Annotated in this window: 14 protein-coding genes; 9 read left to right on the top strand and 5 right to left on the bottom strand. The window is 74.0% G+C overall.

Translation table 11 applies throughout. The features are described from left to right. Window positions 1–70: 70 nt before the first annotated feature. Entirely contained in the window at window positions 71–1,444 is a 1,374-nt protein-coding gene (locus tag K8Z49_RS06365; protein ID WP_021598783.1) for a KamA family radical SAM protein, read from the bottom strand. A 142-nt stretch (window positions 1,445–1,586) separates the two neighbouring features. On the opposite strand from K8Z49_RS06365, the gene K8Z49_RS06360 reads away from it, so the two are divergent. Together K8Z49_RS06360 and K8Z49_RS06355 are read left to right on the top strand one after the other, a co-directional pair. Continuing rightward, window positions 1,587–2,633 (top strand): zinc-binding dehydrogenase, encoded by a 1,047-nt coding sequence (locus K8Z49_RS06360; protein ID WP_033332828.1) that lies wholly within the window; start codon window positions 1,587–1,589, stop codon window positions 2,631–2,633. Between the two features lie 50 nt (window positions 2,634–2,683). Further along, window positions 2,684–4,015 (top strand): DUF2252 domain-containing protein, encoded by a 1,332-nt coding sequence (locus tag K8Z49_RS06355; RefSeq protein WP_075022498.1) that lies wholly within the window; start codon window positions 2,684–2,686, stop codon window positions 4,013–4,015. Window positions 4,016–4,041: 26 nt separating this feature from the next. Here the strand turns inward: K8Z49_RS06355 and K8Z49_RS06350 are convergent, their stop codons facing one another. Then, entirely contained in the window at window positions 4,042–5,670 is a 1,629-nt protein-coding gene (locus K8Z49_RS06350; protein WP_412517829.1) for a SpoIIE family protein phosphatase, read from the bottom strand. A gap of 98 nt (window positions 5,671–5,768) precedes the next feature. Between K8Z49_RS06350 and K8Z49_RS06345 the strand changes: the two genes are divergently transcribed. Continuing rightward, the gene (locus tag K8Z49_RS06345; protein ID WP_033332829.1) at window positions 5,769–6,569 is read left to right on the top strand and encodes an SAM-dependent methyltransferase; all 801 of its coding nucleotides are present in this window, start codon (window positions 5,769–5,771) and stop codon (window positions 6,567–6,569) included. Window positions 6,570–6,607: 38 nt separating this feature from the next. Here the strand turns inward: K8Z49_RS06345 and K8Z49_RS06340 are convergent, their stop codons facing one another. Both K8Z49_RS06340 and K8Z49_RS06335 read right to left on the bottom strand, forming a co-directional pair. Next, complete coding sequence (locus tag K8Z49_RS06340) at window positions 6,608–7,174, bottom strand: hypothetical protein (protein ID WP_412517828.1); 567 nt, start codon at window positions 7,172–7,174, stop codon at window positions 6,608–6,610. 2 nt (window positions 7,175–7,176) lie between these two features. Continuing rightward, window positions 7,177–7,944 carry a DUF4239 domain-containing protein gene (locus K8Z49_RS06335; protein WP_024936796.1) on the bottom strand — a complete coding sequence of 256 codons (768 nt, stop codon included), beginning with the start codon at window positions 7,942–7,944 and terminating at the stop codon, window positions 7,177–7,179. Between the two features lie 281 nt (window positions 7,945–8,225). On the opposite strand from K8Z49_RS06335, the gene K8Z49_RS06330 reads away from it, so the two are divergent. The 6 genes from K8Z49_RS06330 to K8Z49_RS06305 all read left to right on the top strand — a co-directional run bounded on the left by K8Z49_RS06330 (window position 8,226) and on the right by K8Z49_RS06305 (window position 14,708). Further along, window positions 8,226–9,842 (top strand): lysine 5,6-aminomutase subunit alpha, encoded by a 1,617-nt coding sequence (locus K8Z49_RS06330; RefSeq protein WP_024936795.1) that lies wholly within the window; start codon window positions 8,226–8,228, stop codon window positions 9,840–9,842. After that, complete coding sequence (locus K8Z49_RS06325) at window positions 9,839–10,675, top strand: OAM dimerization domain-containing protein (protein ID WP_021600217.1); 837 nt, start codon at window positions 9,839–9,841, stop codon at window positions 10,673–10,675. The genes K8Z49_RS06330 and K8Z49_RS06325 overlap by 4 nt, the downstream gene beginning before the upstream one ends. Beyond that, a complete protein-coding gene (locus K8Z49_RS06320) occupies window positions 10,668–11,063 on the top strand; it encodes a hotdog fold domain-containing protein (RefSeq protein ID WP_021600216.1) in 396 nt (131 codons plus the stop codon). Before K8Z49_RS06325 ends, K8Z49_RS06320 begins: the two co-directional genes overlap by 8 nt. A 540-nt stretch (window positions 11,064–11,603) precedes the next feature. After that, window positions 11,604–13,331, top strand: coding sequence for an apolipoprotein N-acyltransferase (gene lnt / locus K8Z49_RS06315; RefSeq protein ID WP_412517827.1), 1,728 nt, complete (start codon window positions 11,604–11,606; stop codon window positions 13,329–13,331). 5 nt (window positions 13,332–13,336) lie between these two features. Beyond that, the gene (locus K8Z49_RS06310) at window positions 13,337–14,083 is read left to right on the top strand and encodes a polyprenol monophosphomannose synthase (RefSeq protein WP_024936501.1); all 747 of its coding nucleotides are present in this window, start codon (window positions 13,337–13,339) and stop codon (window positions 14,081–14,083) included. Between the two features lie 88 nt (window positions 14,084–14,171). Continuing rightward, a complete protein-coding gene (locus K8Z49_RS06305; protein WP_021600255.1) occupies window positions 14,172–14,708 on the top strand; it encodes an FxsA family protein in 537 nt (178 codons plus the stop codon). Window positions 14,709–14,715: 7 nt separating this feature from the next. On the opposite strand, the gene K8Z49_RS06300 is transcribed toward K8Z49_RS06305, so the two are convergent. Further along, on the bottom strand, window positions 14,716–15,501 hold the full coding sequence (locus K8Z49_RS06300; protein WP_412520998.1) for an ABC transporter permease subunit: 786 nt from the start codon (window positions 15,499–15,501) through the stop codon (window positions 14,716–14,718). Window positions 15,502–15,547 lie beyond the last annotated feature (46 nt).

Raw genomic sequence — 15,547 nt, 5'->3', positions numbered from 1 at the left:
CCCTATGCGCCACATTACGGATCTACAATGTAAAGGCGCCGGGTTGGTTGGCTCATACAGCCGAATCACGTCACGCGGAACGTTCCCGCCACCACCGACGCCCCTCCTCCGGGAGCGTGTAGATCGGGTCGTGGTACTCGTACCGCCTGGTCAGCGCGTCGGGGTCGGACTGCTCCAGGCCGGTGCGGTAGTTCTTCGTCCAGTAGGAGATGCCGCGCTCGCGGTCGTAGTCGGCGAGCTGGTGCACCCACCGCTTGCCGACGTAGGGGACGTCGCAGACGATCCGCGGGGTGGCGAAGCCGGGCAGGTAGCCCATGATGGCGTGCTGGAGCTCCTGCGCCTCCCAGACGGCGAGCCGCCAGTGCTCGCTGTTGGGGATCATGTCGCACATGTAGAGGTAGTAGGGCATGATCCCGGCCTCGTCGAGCAGCGCGAACGACAGGTCGAGCAGCGCTGCGGGGGAGTCGTTCACCCCGCGCAGCAGCACGCCCTGGTTGCGGACGTCGCGGATGCCGGTGTCCAGCATCGCGCGCGCGGCCCTCGCGACGAGCGGCGTCACCGACTGGGCGGCGTTGACGTGGGTGTGGATCGCGATCTGCGCGCCGCGGCCGTGCGCCTTGGCGGCCAGGCGCTCCATCCCGGCGCGGACGTCGTCCTGCAGCCAGTGCTGGGGCAGGCCCATGAGCGCCTTGCTGGCCAGGCGGATGTCGCGGATGTTGTCGATGTCGAGCAGCGCGTCGACGAACGACTCCAGCCGCGGCCACGGCATGTTGGCGACGTCGCCGCCGGAGACGACCACGTCCCGGACGCCGGGGGAGCGGCGCAGGTAGTCGAGCATGGCGCCGAGCCGGTCCGGGGGCTTGATCGTGAACTTGTGCTTGTCGACGGCCGGCGTGGAGTTGCCGACGAGATCCATCCGGGTGCAGTGCCCGCAGTACTGCGGGCAGGTCGGCAGGATCTCGGCCAGCACCTTGGTGGGGTAGCGGTGGGTGAGGCCCTCGACCGCCCACATCTCCGCCTCGTGCAGGGAGTCGCGGGAGGCGTGCGGGTGGGACGGCCAGTCGGTGCGCCGGTCGCTGAGGACGGGGAGCATGTAGCGGCGGACGGGGTCGGCGTGGAAGGCCTCGGTCGAGGAGGAGTCCATCGTGTTGAGCATCTGCGGGGGCAGCAGCATCGACATCGTGGCGCGCTCGGCCTGGTCGCGCTCCAGGTCGGCGTAGAAGGACTCGTCCAGCAGGTCGCCCATGACCTGGCGGAGCTGCCGCAGGTTCTTCACGCAGTGGGCGCGCTGCCACTGCGCCGACTCCCATTCGGCCTCCGTGACGTCCCGCCACCCGGGCAGGCGCCGCCAGTCGGGCTCCTCCAGAGGCCGGCGCCGGTAGACGTACGGCTGGCGTGCGGTCTCTTCGGACAGGACGGCGTCCGGGTGCAGGGCAGTGGTCATCGTCGACCGCCTCCTCGCCTCACATTGATCGCATAAAAGTCTTGTGTAGTGCTGACGTTACGGGAAGACTTTCGATGAAACCAGTGGTGCCCTGTATATCTTGCGCAACCTCGGCGCATTTCACGGGAGAGGCGGGACGGCGATGACCGACGGCGGGACGGCCACGGCGGTGGGCTTGCACCGGGTCCTGGACCCCCCGGGCGTCCTCCCGCAGGCCGCGCGGAGGCTGGACACCGACCCGCGGATCCGCCCCGACGAGGTCCGCATCGGCGTCGAGCGCCTCAACCTGGACGCCGCGTCCTACCGCCAGCTGCACACCGCGCACGGCGGCGACCCGGACGCCATCCGGGCCGAGGTGCTGCGGATCATCGGGGAGCGCGGCAAGATGCACAACCCGGTGACCGGGTCGGGCGGCATGCTCGTCGGCGTGGTCGAGGAGGCCGGGCCGCAGTCGCCGCTCGGGCTGGAGCCCGGCGACCGGGTCGCCACGCTGGTGTCCCTCACCCTCACGCCGCTCGCCGTCACCGACGGCCTGGCCCGCTGGGACGGGCGGTCGGAGCAGGTGCCCGCGCGCGGCCACGCCATCCTGTTCGCCCGGTCCATCGCCGCGGTCCTGCCGGACGACCTGCCGGTGCCGCTGTCCCTCGCCGTCATGGACGTGTGCGGGGCGCCCGCCCTCACCCACCGCGTCGTGTCCGCGCGGAAGGGCGCGCCCGCGGTCGCGGTGCTCGGCGCCGCGGGCAAGAGCGGGTGCCTGTCGCTGGCGGCCGCGCGCCGCGCCGGCGCGTCCCGCGTGATCGGGCTCGTGCCGACGGCCGAGGAGGAGGAGCGGCTGGCCGCCGCGGGCCTCGCCGACACCGTGGTCCGCGCCGACGCGCGCGACCCGGTCGCCGTCGCCGCGGCCATCGGGGAGCCGGTCGACGTCACCGTCGTGTGCGTGGACGTCCCCGGCTGCGAGCACGGCGCGATCCTCGCCACCGCCCCCGGCGGCACCGTCGTGTTCTTCTCGATGGCGACCTCGTTCCCCGCCGCCGCGCTCGGCGCCGAGGGGCTGGCCGCCGACGTCACCATGCTCATCGGCAACGGCTACGTCCCCGGGCACGCCCGGACCGCCCTGGAACTGGTGCGATCCGACCCCGCCGTGCGCGCGCTGTTCACCTCCCGGACCGGTGCGGATTCGGCAGAATGACCGGGAACGCCCCACAGCGGCGGGGCCACCCGATCATCGAGGGAGAGAGCATGGCGAGCATCACCGAGGACCTGCGCGGACGGGACCCCAAGGAGCGCCGGGCGCAGATCGTCGACGTCCTGGTCGACGCGTTCTCGGACCTGATGGAGCGCAGCCCCGCCGAGTTCCGCCGCCGCTTCCGCAAGATGGCCTCGGACCCGTTCGCGTTCTACCGGGGCAGCGCCTGCCTGTTCTACGCCGACATCGTCCACGACGACGACCCGTGGGCCGACGAGCGCACCTCCCGCGTGTGGATCCAGGGCGACCTGCACGCGCAGAACTTCGGCACCTACATGAACGACGACGGCGTGTTCGTCTTCGACGTCAACGACTACGACGAGGCCTACGTCGGCCACTTCACCTGGGACGTCAAGCGCCTGGTGGCGAGCCTGGCGCTGCTGGCCTGGCAGAAGGCGATCTCCGACGCCGACATCCGCCGGCTGATCGAGACCTACGTGCGCGCCTACGTCGACCAGGTCCGCAGGTTCGCCGCGCACGAGGGCGACGAGAGGTTCGCGCTGACGCTCGACACCACCGACGGCTACGTGCGGGACGTGCTGGTCGCGGCGATGGGCGGCACCCGCATCGGACTGCTGTCGGGCATGACGGTCGTGGACGGGCCCGACCGCCGGTTCCGCGACCGCCCCGGTGTGCGCCGCCTGGACGCCCCCGAGCGCGCCAAGGTCGAGGCCGCCTACCAGGAGTACCTCGCGACCATCCCGTCGGAGAAGCGGTTCGGCAGCCTCACCTACGAGGTCAAGGACATCGTCGGCGCGTCCGGGTTCGGTATCGGCTCGGCCGGGCTGTCGGCCTACAACATCCTGGTGGAGGGCAACACCCAGGCCCTGGAGAACGACGTCGTCCTGTCGATGAAGCAGGGCAACGTCGCCGCGCCGAGCCGCGTCGTCGACGACCCCCGCATCCGCGACTACTTCCAGCACCACGGCCACCGCACGGCGGTGTCCCGGCGCGCGCTGCAGGCCAACAGCGATCCGTGGCTCGGCCACACCCAGATCGACGGCATCGGGTACGTCGTGCAGGAGCTGTCGCCCTACGAGGAGGACCTGGACTGGGGCGGCCTGACCGAGCCGGAGGACATGCTGTCGGTGCTGGACGATCTCGGCCGCGCCACCGCCAAGGTGCACTGCGTGTCCGACACCGACTCCGACCACACCCTGGTCGGGTTCCAGGTGGAGGACGCGATCAACGCGGCGATCGGCCCGGACGAGTCCGCGTTCGTCGAGGCGATGGTCGAGTTCGGCACCCGCTACGCCGAGATCGTCCGCGACGACCACACCCTGTTCGTGGACGCCTTCCGCAACCACGAGATCCCCGGCCTGTAGCGGCGGGGCCCCAACCGGCCGCCTGGTCAGAGACCGGCCGCATGGCCGGGCGCGGGGGCCTGGTCAGGGACGGCGCGGATCAGCAGGAGCGCGATGTCGTCGTGGCCCGGCTGGTCCGCCAGCAGGGCCAGCACGCCGTCGGCGGTCTCCTCCAGGGTGCCGTCGTCCGAGGCGACCAGGGCGGACGCGAGGCGGGCGATGCCCTCGTCGACGTTGCGCATCCGGCTCTCCACCAGGCCGTCGGTGTACAGGGCGAGGGTGGCGCCCGGCGGGAGCACCGCGGGGACCTGCCCGTACGCCGGCGGGTGCTCGGGGTCGGACACCCCGAGCGGCAGCCCGTTCGGGACGGCGAAGTGCCGCGCGGACCCGTCCGGCATGGCCAGCAGCGGCGGCGGATGCCCGGCGCGCGCCACTTCGCAGCGCAGCGTCACCGGGTCGCACACCAGGCACAGGCAGGTGGCGAACTGGGCGGCGTCCAGGTCCTGGGCGATGGCGTCGAGCCGCTCCAGGACCTCGCCGGGCGGGAACTCGCAGCTGGCGAGGGTGTGCGCCGCGACCCGCAGCTGGCCCATCGCGGCGGCAGCGGTGACGCCGTGCCCGACCGAGTCGCCGATCACCACGGCGATCCGGTCGCCGGTCAGCGGCACCACGTCGTACCAGTCGCCGCCGACGCCGCTGCGGGCCGGCAGGTAGCGGTGCGCGATCTCCAGTCCGGGCGGGGCGGTGACCCCGGACGGCAGCAGCCCGGCCTTCAGCGCCGTCGCGGTGCTGTGCTCGCGCCGGTACAGGCAGGCGTTGTCGACGCAGGTCGCGGCGCGGGCGGCGAGCTCGGCGGCCAGCGCGGCGTCGGCGGCGGAGAACGGCGGCCGGCCGCGCTTGCGGCTGAACACCGCGAAGCCGAGCGACCGGCCCCGCGCGAGCAGCGGCACCGCCAGCAGGGAGACGTGGTCGAGGAGGCCGTCGATGATGCGGCCGGTGCGGTGGGCGAGGGTGTCCTGGATGGCGTCCCCGCCGAACTCGACCATGGCTCCGGTGGCCAGGCAGCGGGCGTAGGGCGTGGTCGGCGGGTAGACGATGACCTCGTTGACGGGGAACTCGCGGGCCCAGCCGCGCGGGTCGTCCTCGGCGAACGCGATGGCCAGCCGCCGCACGACCGCCGAGCCGTCGGCCTCGGTGGCGGGCTGGTCGTCGTCGGCGAGGAGCCGTTCGAGCACGTAGATGGCGCCGGCGTCGGCGAACCGGGGGACGGTGACGGCGACGATCTCGCGTGCGGTCAGGTGCAGGTCGAGGGTGGAGCCGATGCGGCGGCCCGCCTCGTTGAGCAGGTCCAGGCCGCCCGTCCACGGCGGGGAGACCGTCAGCAGCACCTGGACGCGGCCGTCGCCGCCCGTCATCGGGTCCAGCGCGGCCGGCAGGCCTTCGGCGGTGAGCGGCAGCATCCCGGACCAGGAGCGGCCGGACCCGGCCAGTTTCAGCGCGACCAGCAGCGGTTCGGCGGCGTCGGGACGGCCGAGCAGGTCGGGCAGCGGCGCCCCGGCCGCGGTGCGGGCGTCGTGGCCGAACAGGCGCTCGGCACCCTCGCTCCACCCGGTGACCGTGCCTTCCGGGGTGAGCAGGACGGTCGCCGCGCCGGGCGGTCCGGGTCTGTCGGGCATCGGTCCTCACTGTCCCGTAAAGCGGGGGCCGCCAGGGTGTCTCGCGTTACGCTGAGGTCCCCGCGGACGGCACCCCTTCGGTCAAAGGGAGACGATGAATGGACTCCGAGTGGATTCCACCCGAGGTCGACAGTCAGAGGCCAAGCGTCGCACGGGTGTATGACTTTCTGCTCGGCGGAGCCCACAATTTCGCGTCGGATCGTGACCTGGCGACGGGGCTGCTGCGGGTCGAGCCGCAGGCGCGGGAGCTGGCGCACGCCAACCGGGCGTTCCTGCGCCGCGCCGTCCGCACGGTGGCCGGCGCCGGGATCTCCCAGTTCGTCGACATCGGGTCGGGCATCCCGACGCAGGGCAACGTGCACGAGGTCGCGCAGGAGGTGAACCCGGACGCCCGCGTGGTGTACGTCGACAACGACGACGTCGCGGTGGCGCACAGCCGGTCGATCCTGGCGGGCAACGAGCGCGCGGCGGTGATCCAGGCCGACATGCGCGACCCGGGCGCGATCCTCGCCGACCCGGGGCTGAAGGGCCTGGTCGACCTGTCCGAGCCGGTGGCGTTCCTGCTCGTCGCCGCGCTGCACCTGATCAAGCGCGAGGAGGATCCGGCGGGCATCGTCGCGACGCTGCGGAACGCCGCGGCGCCCGGCAGCCACCTGGTGATCTCCCACTTCACCGACGAGGCGCAGCCGGGCAAGACCGCGGCGATCGGCAAGCTCTACAACCGCGCCACGTCCCCGGCCGTGCCCCGCTCGCACGCGGAGATCCTGCGCTTCTTCGACGGCTGGGACATGCTCGACCCCGGCCTGGTGTACGTGCCGCTGTGGCGTCCGGACGAGGGCGAGGCGGTGCGGGACCCCGAGCGGTTCCTGGTCTTCGGCGGGGTCGGCCGGCTGCCCTGATCCGGCTCGGCGGGCGCGGCTCAGCGGGCGAACGCGGCTCAGCGGGCGAACGCGATGGCCGTTCCCGCGCTGATGACGACCGCGAGCACCACCAGGACCAGCGAGGTGCTGAGCGGGTTGCGGCGCCGCGGCGCCTCCTCCTTCGCGCGCGGTGCGGTGTGCGCCGGTTCCGGGGACGCCTGCGCGGGCGGCTCCGGTTCGCTGGGCGCCGGTTCGGGCGGCGCGGGCTCGGGGCGCGTCCGGGGCGGCGGCGGGGGAGCGGCGGGCGCCGCGGTGCGCGGACCGGGCGGGGGCGGCGGTGCCGGCGGGCCGGCGGTCTCGGATGGCGGCTCCTCCTCGGGTTCTTCCGGTTCGCCGGGCTCGACGGGAGGCTCCGGCGGCTCGGGCGGGGGGACCTCCTCGGGCGGCGGCGGGGGCGCTTCGGGCGGCGGCGGAGCGCAGCCGGACGCGCCGGCGTCGCCGATCTCGATGTCGACGCACACGCTGATCGAGGGCGGCGGCGGTTCCGGGTCGGCCAGCGCGCCGGACGGGAGGGCCAGCGCGCCGGCGACCGCGGCGGGCAGGACCGCCGGCAGCGTGCGGGCCGGGGCGGAGGGCAGGCGCACGGTCAGCGACCCCCCGCGATGCGCTGCAGGTCCGACTGCAGGCTGGTGTAGGCCTCCGGCCCGACGGCGAGCGCCCCGTCGAACACGTGCGCGATGTCGAACGTCAGGTAGGTGCCCGCGGCCAGCAGGGCCGCCATCAGCGCCAGCGGGACCAGCGTCATGCCGCGCGGCCGGGCGCCCGCCAGGAACGGCAGGAGCACGACCACGATCCCGGTGAGCACGGTGACGGCGGCGAGCGCGGCGGGCGGCGTCGCGCGGGCGTCGGCGGCGCGCTGCCGGCGGGCCGCGGAGACCTCGCCGAGGTGCTCCAGCACGCCGTTGCGGGCGTCCTTGAGCTCGTCGTCGCCGGCCTTGACCGCGATCACGTCGCGGCGCAGCCGGTCGAGCTGCGCCCAGCCGCGGGAGCTGAGGCGCCCCTGCGCCATGAGCCGCCACTCGGGGCCGCGGACGGTGGCGACGTACGCGCTCAGCCCCTCCTGGACGCGCCGGGCCTCGGGCGCGGGCAGCCGGGCCGCGGCCCAGTACGTCTCGGCGATGGCCTGGCTCTCGGCGTAGGTGTTGGAGCGGGCGGCGTCCGCCGACGTCCAGGGCACCACGACGGCGATGGCGAAGGCCAGCAGGAACAGCGCCGACAGCATCGCGCCGGTGTGGGCGGAGGTGGGGCCGTCCGGGTCGGGGTCGTCCACGCCCGCCCGTGCCCGCCGCACCAGCCGGCTCGCGACGATGACCACGCCGGCCGCGCACGCGGCGGCCGCAAGGTAAACGAACATGCCCCTCCTGAATGCGGAACCCGTCATTACCTCGGGTGAGCGTAGCTTTACCCAGCGTGGCTACCGGCGAGTTCTCCGATTGCCGTCACCGGAGGGTGAGGCGGCCGCCCCGCCAGGGAAGATGGGAGTGGTCGCCGGTGGGGGAGGGGTCGCTGAAGATGTACTGCCAGTTCTTGTGAAATACGGTGTTCATACCGGAAGATCTCTCGTAGAGAACTCGGTATGAAGGATGATTGTTCGGGCCCGGCCTGAGAGGGGCGGCTGCGTGAGGGGAGACGGCAATGGCGCCGCAGGGAAAGCTGGACCTCGACCCGGAGGTGGTGCGCACCGCCCGGCGGCTCGCCGCCCGCGCCGCGGAGCCCATCATCGGGATGGCCCGCTCCCACACCACCGTCTCCGTCGAGCGCGCCCTGCTGCGCCTCGCGGGCCTCACCGGCGCCGACGATGAGGGGCGCCCCTGGGTCAACCACCTCGCCGACGCCGTCCGCGACCAGGTCGGCCTGGAGCACGGGGTGGCCCTGCCCGTCTGGGACGCCCTGCTGACCGGCCCGCACGCCGGCCTCGGCGACCTCGCCCGCGCCGCCGCCCGCGGGAAGGCGTCGTTCCGGCTGCCGTCCGGCACCGACGCCGCGCACGCCCGCGAGGCCGCCGCCGCGGCCGCCCGCGCCGGCATCGCGCGCATCGACCGGCGCCGCGCCGAGCGCGACCGGCTGCTGGCCGAGCTGCCCGCCCCCGACACGGCGCCGACGCCGCGGCCGCTGGTGTACCTCATCGTCGCGACCGGCGACATCTACGAGGACATCCCGCAGGCGCAGGCCGCCGCCCGGGAGGGCGCCGACGTCGTCGCGGTGATCCGCTCCACCGGCCAGTCGCTGCTGGACTTCGTCCCCGAGGGCGCCACCCGCGAGGGCTACGCCGGCACCTACGCCACCCGGGAGAACTTCCGGCTCATGCGCGCCGCGCTCGACGAGGTGTCCCGCGAGCTCGGCCGGTACGTGCGGCTGACGAACTACGCCTCCGGGCTGTGCATGCCGGAGATCGCGACGCTCGCCGGGCTGGAGCGCCTGGACATGATGCTCAACGACTGCATGTACGGCATCATCTTCCGCGACATCAACCCGCGCCGGACGTTCATCGACCAGCGGTTCTCCCGGCAGATCCACGCCCGCGCCGGCATCGTCATCAACACCGGCGAGGACAACTACCTCACCACCGCCGACGCGGTCGACGCCGCGCACACCGTGATCGTCAGCCAGCTGCTCAACGAGCGGTTCGGGCACGAGGCGGGGCTCTCAGACGCCCAGCTCGGCCTCGGCCACGCCTTCGAGATCGACCCGGCGATCCCCGAGTCGTTCCGGCTGGAACTGGCGCACGCCCAGCTCGTCCGGGAGCTGTTCCCCGGCGCGCCGCTGAAGTACATGCCGCCGACCAAGCACATGACCGGCAACATCTTCGCCGGCTACCTGCTGGACGCCTTCTTCAACCTCGCCGGCGTGATGACCGGGCAGTCGATCATCCTGATCGGGATGATGACCGAGGGCATCCACACCCCGTGGCTGTCGGACCGCGACCTGGCGCTGGAGAACGTCCGCTACGTCCGCGACGCCTGCGGGAACCTCGCCGAGGACTTCGTGCCCCGCCCCGGGGGGATGGTCGTCCAGCGCGCCAAGCAGGTCCTGTCGGAGTCGGTGGAGCTGCTGGACCGCGTCGCCGGCGACGGGCTGCTGAACGCCATCGCCGAGGGGACGTTCGGCGTCACCCGCCGCCCCGCCGACGGGGGCAAGGGCCTGGACGGCGTCGTCCCCCGCGCCGACGGCTACGTCAACCCCGCCATCGAGATCCTCGACACCGAGGACCCGCACGCCGCCCGTACCGCTGAGCAGGAGGTGCCCGCATGACGGCCGAGACCCCCGGAACCGGCACCGGGACGCAGGCCCCGGCCGAGCCCGCCGACACCCGCCAGGTGATCCGGCCCTACGGCGACACCACCGGCGACGGCATGGTGCAGATGTCGTTCACGCTGCCCGTCCCCGCGGGCAAGCGGGCCGACGCCGCCGCGCTGCAGCTGGCGGGGAAGATGGGCCTGGACCCCGCCAGCGTCGTCCACGCCAAGCCGATGGGCCCCGACTTCACCTTCTTCATCGTGTACGGGAAGGTGCGGCACCTCATCGACTACGCCTCCATCCCCGCCCCGGAGGAGCGCGCCTACCCGCTGCTGACCTCCCAAGAGGTGAACCTGGCGATCCGCGGCGCGCTGAACCGGCGGCTGGTCGTCGTCGGCGCCTGCATCGGCACCGACGCCCACACCGTCGGCATCGACGCGATCCTCAACGTCAAGGGCTTCGCGGGGGAGAAGGGCCTGGAGTACTACCGGGAGATCCAGGTGGTGAACATGGGCGCCCAGGTGACGGTGGAGGAGCTGGTCGAGCGCGCCAAGGCAGAGAACGCCGACGCCGTCCTGGTCTCCCAGGTCGTCACCCAGCGCAACGCCCACCTGCACAACACCAAGCAGATGGCCGCCGCGTTCCACGCCGAGTACCCCACCGCCGTCGCCGGCGGCATGGGGCGGCCGCTGCTGGTCGTCGGCGGCCCCCGGTTCGACACCGTCACCGAGGCCGACCTCGGCGTCGACCGCATCTTCGGCAAGGGCACCACGCCCGCCGAGGTCGCCAGCTATCTCGTCCACGCCCTGCTGCCCGCCCGTAACGGAGAAGAGGACGACGATGAGTGACCCGCGCGAGGGGACGACCGTCACCCACCGCCGCTACATCCCCTACTCGCACGCCCACTACGCCGGCGACCTGGTCGACGGCGCCTACGTTCTCGGGCTGTTCGGGGACGCCGCGACCGAGCTGTGCATCCGCACCGACGGCGACGAGGGCCTGTTCGCCTCCTACTCCGACGTGCAGTTCCGCGCGCCCGTCCGGGCCGGGGACGTCCTGGAGACCACCGCCGTCCTCACCCGCGCCGGCACCCGCAGCCGCGTCATGGCCTTCGAGGCGCGCGTGGTGTGCCGGGGGCGCCCCGACAAGGGGGAGTCGGCCGCGGAGGTGCTGCCCGAGCCGGTCGTCGCCGTCACCGCGTCCGGCACCGTCGTGGTGTCCGCGCCGGGCGGCTGACCCGCGCCCGCCGCGCGCCGCCCGCCCGGGAAAACGGGCAGCCTGTGATCATGGTGCTGAGCTGGGGAAACAGGGAGTCGCCGCAGAACATGCGGCGGTTGACAAGGTGGCGGAAGCCGGTAGTTTTGCTGCAGTCCAGCACGGGACTCACCGATCGGCCGCCCGAGGCGCCGCCGGGCACCGCGCCGCGACGGGGACGGGGATCACGCGAGTGGTCGGCATCGTGCCCGCCCGAGCCAGCGCGGTGAGCCGGGGCCGTGCCCCGGCGGAGCCGTCCGATCGCGCGGGGGGTTGGACCCGGGAAGGGCCCGGACATCCAGTAGAAAACGGAGCCTCGCTCTCACCGCCTGTGGGACGACTCCGGCCCGACGGATGTCGCGGGCCCTCCTCCGTGTCCGGCCGCCGCCGTCCCGGTCCCGGTCCCGTTTCCGCCGAGCGTGAACCGCCCGCTCGCCCGCCGGGTTCCGCGCCGTCCGTGGTCGCCGTCGGCCGCCGCGCCCGGTAGCGTTCCGGCAAGGGAACGAGCGAACGAGGTGGGACGTGGCCCAGGAGACCCTTCCGGACCGGTCGCCGGCCAAGGGCCCGGACGAGGACCCCGGCGGCGCGCCTCGCCGGGAGCCGGGCCGCCTGCGCCGGGGCCTGCGCACCGGCGGTCGCGCGGGCTGGCCGCGGACCCTGCTGGCCGTGGCCGCCGGGCTGCTGATGTGGCTGGCCTTCCCGCCCGCCGACCTCACGCCCCTCGCGCCGGCGGGCGTCGCGCTGCTCACCCTCGCGCTGCGCGGCCTGCCCGCCCGCACCGGCGCCTGGCTCGGCTTCGTCGGCGGCGCCGCGTTCTTCATCCCGGTCCTGGAGGGCATCTCCGCGGTCGGCCCGGACGGGTGGATCATCCTCAGCCTCGTCCAGGCCGCCTACTTCCTGCCGCTCGGCGCGGGCGTCGCGGTGGTCGCCCGGCTGCCCGCCTGGCCGGTGTGGACGGCCGCGCTGTGGGTCGGGGAGGAGCTGATCCGCGGCCGCGTCCCGTTCGGCGGGTTCCCCTGGGCGCGGCTGGCGTTCAGCCAGACCGCCACGCCGCTGACCCCGTACGCGTCCTACGGCGGCGCCCCCCTGGTCACGTTCCTGACCGCGCTGATCGGCGCGCTGCTCGCCTGCGCCGCCGTGTCCGCCCACCGCGCCCTCCGCGCCCACCGCGCCCGCGCCGCCGCGGCGCAGGACGCCGAGGGGGACGGTGCGCAGGGCGCCGCGCGGCCCCCTCGGGCGGCGCGTGCGCTGGTGCCCGCCGCGGTCTGCCTGGCCGCGGCCGCCGCCGTCGTCGGCGGAGGCCTGCTGATCCCCACGCCCGCCACCGGGCGACCCGTCACCGTCGCCGTCGTCCAGGGCAACGTGCCGCGCGCCGGCCTGGACTTCCTCGGGCAGCGCAAGGCCGTCCTGAGCAACCACGTCAAGGTCACCCACGACCTGGCCGCCCAGGTCCGCGCCGGGCGGGTCGCCAAGCCCGAGCTGGTGGTGTGGCCGGAGAACGCCAGCGACCTCGACCCCTACACCGAGCCCGAGGCCTACACCGCCATCGACGCCGCGGTGAAGGACATCGGCGTGCCCGTGCTCGTCGGCGCCCTCACCGACACGCCCGACGGGAAGAAGGTCGAGAACCGCGGCATCGTGTGGGACCCCACGACCGGTCCAGGCGACTACTACGTCAAGCGGCACCCCGTCCCGTTCGGGGAGTACCTGCCGTTCCGCGACATCCTCACCAAGCTCATCACCCGGTTCGAGCGGATCCCGCGCGACTTCGCCAAGGGCACCCGCTCCGGCGTGATGGAGCTCGGCCCGGTGCGCGTCGGCGACGTGATCTGCTTCGAGGTGGCCTACGACAAGGAGGTCCGCGACGTCGCCGGCGGCGACCTGCTGGTCGTGCAGACCAACAACGCCACCTACGGCCGGACGAGCCTTCCGCCGCAGCAGATCGCCATGTCGCGGCTGCGGGCGGTCGAACATGGCCGTACGATCTTGGTTGCCGCGACGAGCGGGATCAGCGCCATCGTCGCGCCGGACGGCAGGGTGATCGACCGGTCCCGGGAGTTCGTGCCCGACATCCAGGTCGCGACCGTCCCGGCGCGCACCTCGCGAACCCTGTCGGACCGGCTGGGCGAAGGACCCGAATGGGCGCTCGCGCTGCTCGGGCTCGGCGCCGCCGGGGCGGCGGCGTGGACGGCCCGCAGGACGGCCCGGGGGACCGCCCCGAACACGGCATCGGAGAACGAGGGGAAATGACGCCGATGGAGATCCCAGCCGGGCTCGGCCGGGTGCTCGTGATCATCCCGACCTACAACGAGCGGGACAACATCGAGCGCATCGCCGGGCGGGTGCGCGAGGCCGTCCCGGAGGCGGACGTCCTGGTCGTCGACGACGCCAGCCCCGACGGCACCGGCGAGGTCGCCGACGCGATGGCGGCCGGCGACGAGCAGGTCAAGGTGCTGCACCGGGAGGGCAAGGAGGGGCTCGGCCCCGCCTACATCGCCGGGTTCCGATGGGCCGCCGAGCACGGCTACGACGTCATGGTCGAGATGGACGCCGACGGCTCCCACCAACCCGAGGAGCTGCCGCGGCTGCTGTCGGCGCTGGAGGACGCCGACCTGGTCATCGGCGCCCGCTGGGTCCCCGGCGGGAAGGTGCGCAACTGGCCGAAGCGGCGCGAGGCGCTGTCACGGGGCGCCAACACCTACGCCCGCCTGATGCTCGGCATCCACCTGCACGACGCCACCGCCGGCTACCGCGCGTTCCGCGCCGCGACCCTGGACAAGATCGGGCTGGACGAGGTCGACTCCCGCGGCTACTGCTTCCAGATCGACCTGGCGCTGCGGGCGGTGCGGCAGGGCCTGCGCGTGGTGGAGGTGCCGATCACCTTCGTGGAGCGCGAGCACGGCACCAGCAAGATGAGCCGGGACGTGATGGCCGAGGCCGCGCTGCGCATCACCCAGTGGGGCGTGTCCGACCGCGTCGGCAAGAACCGCCCGCCCCGCTGACCACCTGTCCCGGTGGACGCGCGGGAAACGTTCGGGGCGCCCGTGCGTTGTACGGGGTGAGGCTTTCGACGACCCCGAAAATGGAGCCATGCTGCCGCTGCTGATCGTCCTGGCGTTCCTGCTGGTGCCGGTCCTGGAGATCTTCGTGCTGATCCAGGTCGGCGAGGTGATCGGCGCGTGGCCCACGGTCGGGCTGCTGGTCGCCGAGACCGTCCTCGGCGTGTGGATCGTCCGCCGGGAGGGCCGCCGCGCGTGGCGGGCCCTGCAGGAGACCGTCCAGCGGGGCGTGCTGCCCGACCGGGAGCTCGCCGACGCGGCGCTGGTCATGGCGGGCGGGATGCTGCTGCTGTTCCCCGGATTCGTCACCGACGTGCTCGGGTTCGCGTTCGTGCTGCCGTTCACCCGTCCCCTCGTCCGGCGCGCCCTGTCGGCCTTCGCGGCCCGGCGGATGCGGGCCGCCGAGGAACGCGCCGCGACGATGTTCCCGCCCGGGGTGTTCCCGCCGGGCGGGGGCGGCTACGACACGTTCGGCCGTCCGGGCCCCGAGCGTGTCGAGACCCCGCCGGGACCGGTGGTCCGCGGCGAGGTCATCGAGGAGGACGACGACACCACCTCCCGCGCCTGAGCCCCGGTCAGGCGTCGCGGACGGCGAGCACCGCACCGCCCGCCAGCAGCGCCGCCGCCGCGTAGGCGGCCAGCACGCCGAGCCCCTCCCACGGCCCGATCGGCAGCCGGTCCAGCCCGCGCGTCGCCTGCACGGCCAGCCCGGCGGTCATCGGCGCGATCTTCTCCAGCCGTTCCTCCCACACCGGGTCGCCGATGAGCCGGGTCACGACCGGGACGATCCACAGCAGCGCCAGCACCGCCGTGATCGCCGCCGCCTGCTCGCGCAGCGCCGTCCCCACGCCGAGGGCGATCAGCGCGACCAGCACCAGGTAGAGGACGGTCCCGACCGCGGCGCGGGCCGTCGGGCCGTCCGCCGGCGACAGCGGCGGATATCCCGCGGCGGTGGTGAACCCGTTGCCGGGCAGGATGGCGCGCCCCGCCGCCAGCGCCGCCAGCACCCCGGCGGTGCCGGCGGCGGCGACGGCGCCCGCGACCACGGCGGCCTTGGCGGCCAGCACGGTGGCCCGGCGCGGGACCGCGGCGAGCGTCGGGGCGATCGTGCCGGTGGCGTACTCGCCGCCGACCGCCAGCACGCCGAGCACGACCGCGGCGACCTGCCCCACCTGGACCCCCGACAGCGCCAGCTTCGGCGTGTCCTCCGCGCAGGCGGCGGGCGTGGGGCAGTGCGAGGTGTCCACCGCCCCGGTCACCGCGGCGCCGACGGCGGCGACCAGCGCCGCCAGGGCGGGCAGCAGCCACACCATGCCCGGCAGCGTCCGCAGCTTCGTCCACTCGGCGTGCGCCGCGTGCACGGTCGTCAATGCTCCCCGGCCCATCACGGCTCTACGGTCCTGCACA

Origin of the sequence: Actinomadura madurae (genome assembly GCF_047130825.1) — a bacterium.
GTDB lineage: Bacteria > Actinomycetota > Actinomycetes > Streptosporangiales > Streptosporangiaceae > Spirillospora > Spirillospora madurae.
The sequence above is the reverse complement of the archived record's forward strand: the minus strand, read 5'-3'. Positions and strand labels throughout refer to the sequence as shown.

What these genes read in the sequence shown, in the direction of transcription:
- K8Z49_RS06335 (WP_024936796.1), bottom strand. Translation starts at nt 7,944, where the DNA reads ATGTTCGTTTACCTTGCGGCCGCCGCGTGCGCGGCCGGCGTGGTCATC.
- K8Z49_RS06365 (WP_021598783.1), bottom strand. Translation starts at nt 1,444, where the DNA reads ATGACCACTGCCCTGCACCCGGACGCCGTCCTGTCCGAAGAGACCGCA.
- K8Z49_RS06330 (WP_024936795.1), top strand. Translation starts at nt 8,226, where the DNA reads ATGGCGCCGCAGGGAAAGCTGGACCTCGACCCGGAGGTGGTGCGCACC.
- K8Z49_RS06310 (WP_024936501.1), top strand. Translation starts at nt 13,337, where the DNA reads ATGGAGATCCCAGCCGGGCTCGGCCGGGTGCTCGTGATCATCCCGACC.
- K8Z49_RS06305 (WP_021600255.1), top strand. Translation starts at nt 14,172, where the DNA reads ATGCTGCCGCTGCTGATCGTCCTGGCGTTCCTGCTGGTGCCGGTCCTG.
- K8Z49_RS06360 (WP_033332828.1), top strand. Translation starts at nt 1,587, where the DNA reads ATGACCGACGGCGGGACGGCCACGGCGGTGGGCTTGCACCGGGTCCTG.
- K8Z49_RS06350 (WP_412517829.1), bottom strand. Translation starts at nt 5,670, where the DNA reads ATGCCCGACAGACCCGGACCGCCCGGCGCGGCGACCGTCCTGCTCACC.
- K8Z49_RS06345 (WP_033332829.1), top strand. Translation starts at nt 5,769, where the DNA reads ATGGACTCCGAGTGGATTCCACCCGAGGTCGACAGTCAGAGGCCAAGC.
- K8Z49_RS06355 (WP_075022498.1), top strand. Translation starts at nt 2,684, where the DNA reads ATGGCGAGCATCACCGAGGACCTGCGCGGACGGGACCCCAAGGAGCGC.
- K8Z49_RS06325 (WP_021600217.1), top strand. Translation starts at nt 9,839, where the DNA reads ATGACGGCCGAGACCCCCGGAACCGGCACCGGGACGCAGGCCCCGGCC.
- K8Z49_RS06320 (WP_021600216.1), top strand. Translation starts at nt 10,668, where the DNA reads ATGAGTGACCCGCGCGAGGGGACGACCGTCACCCACCGCCGCTACATC.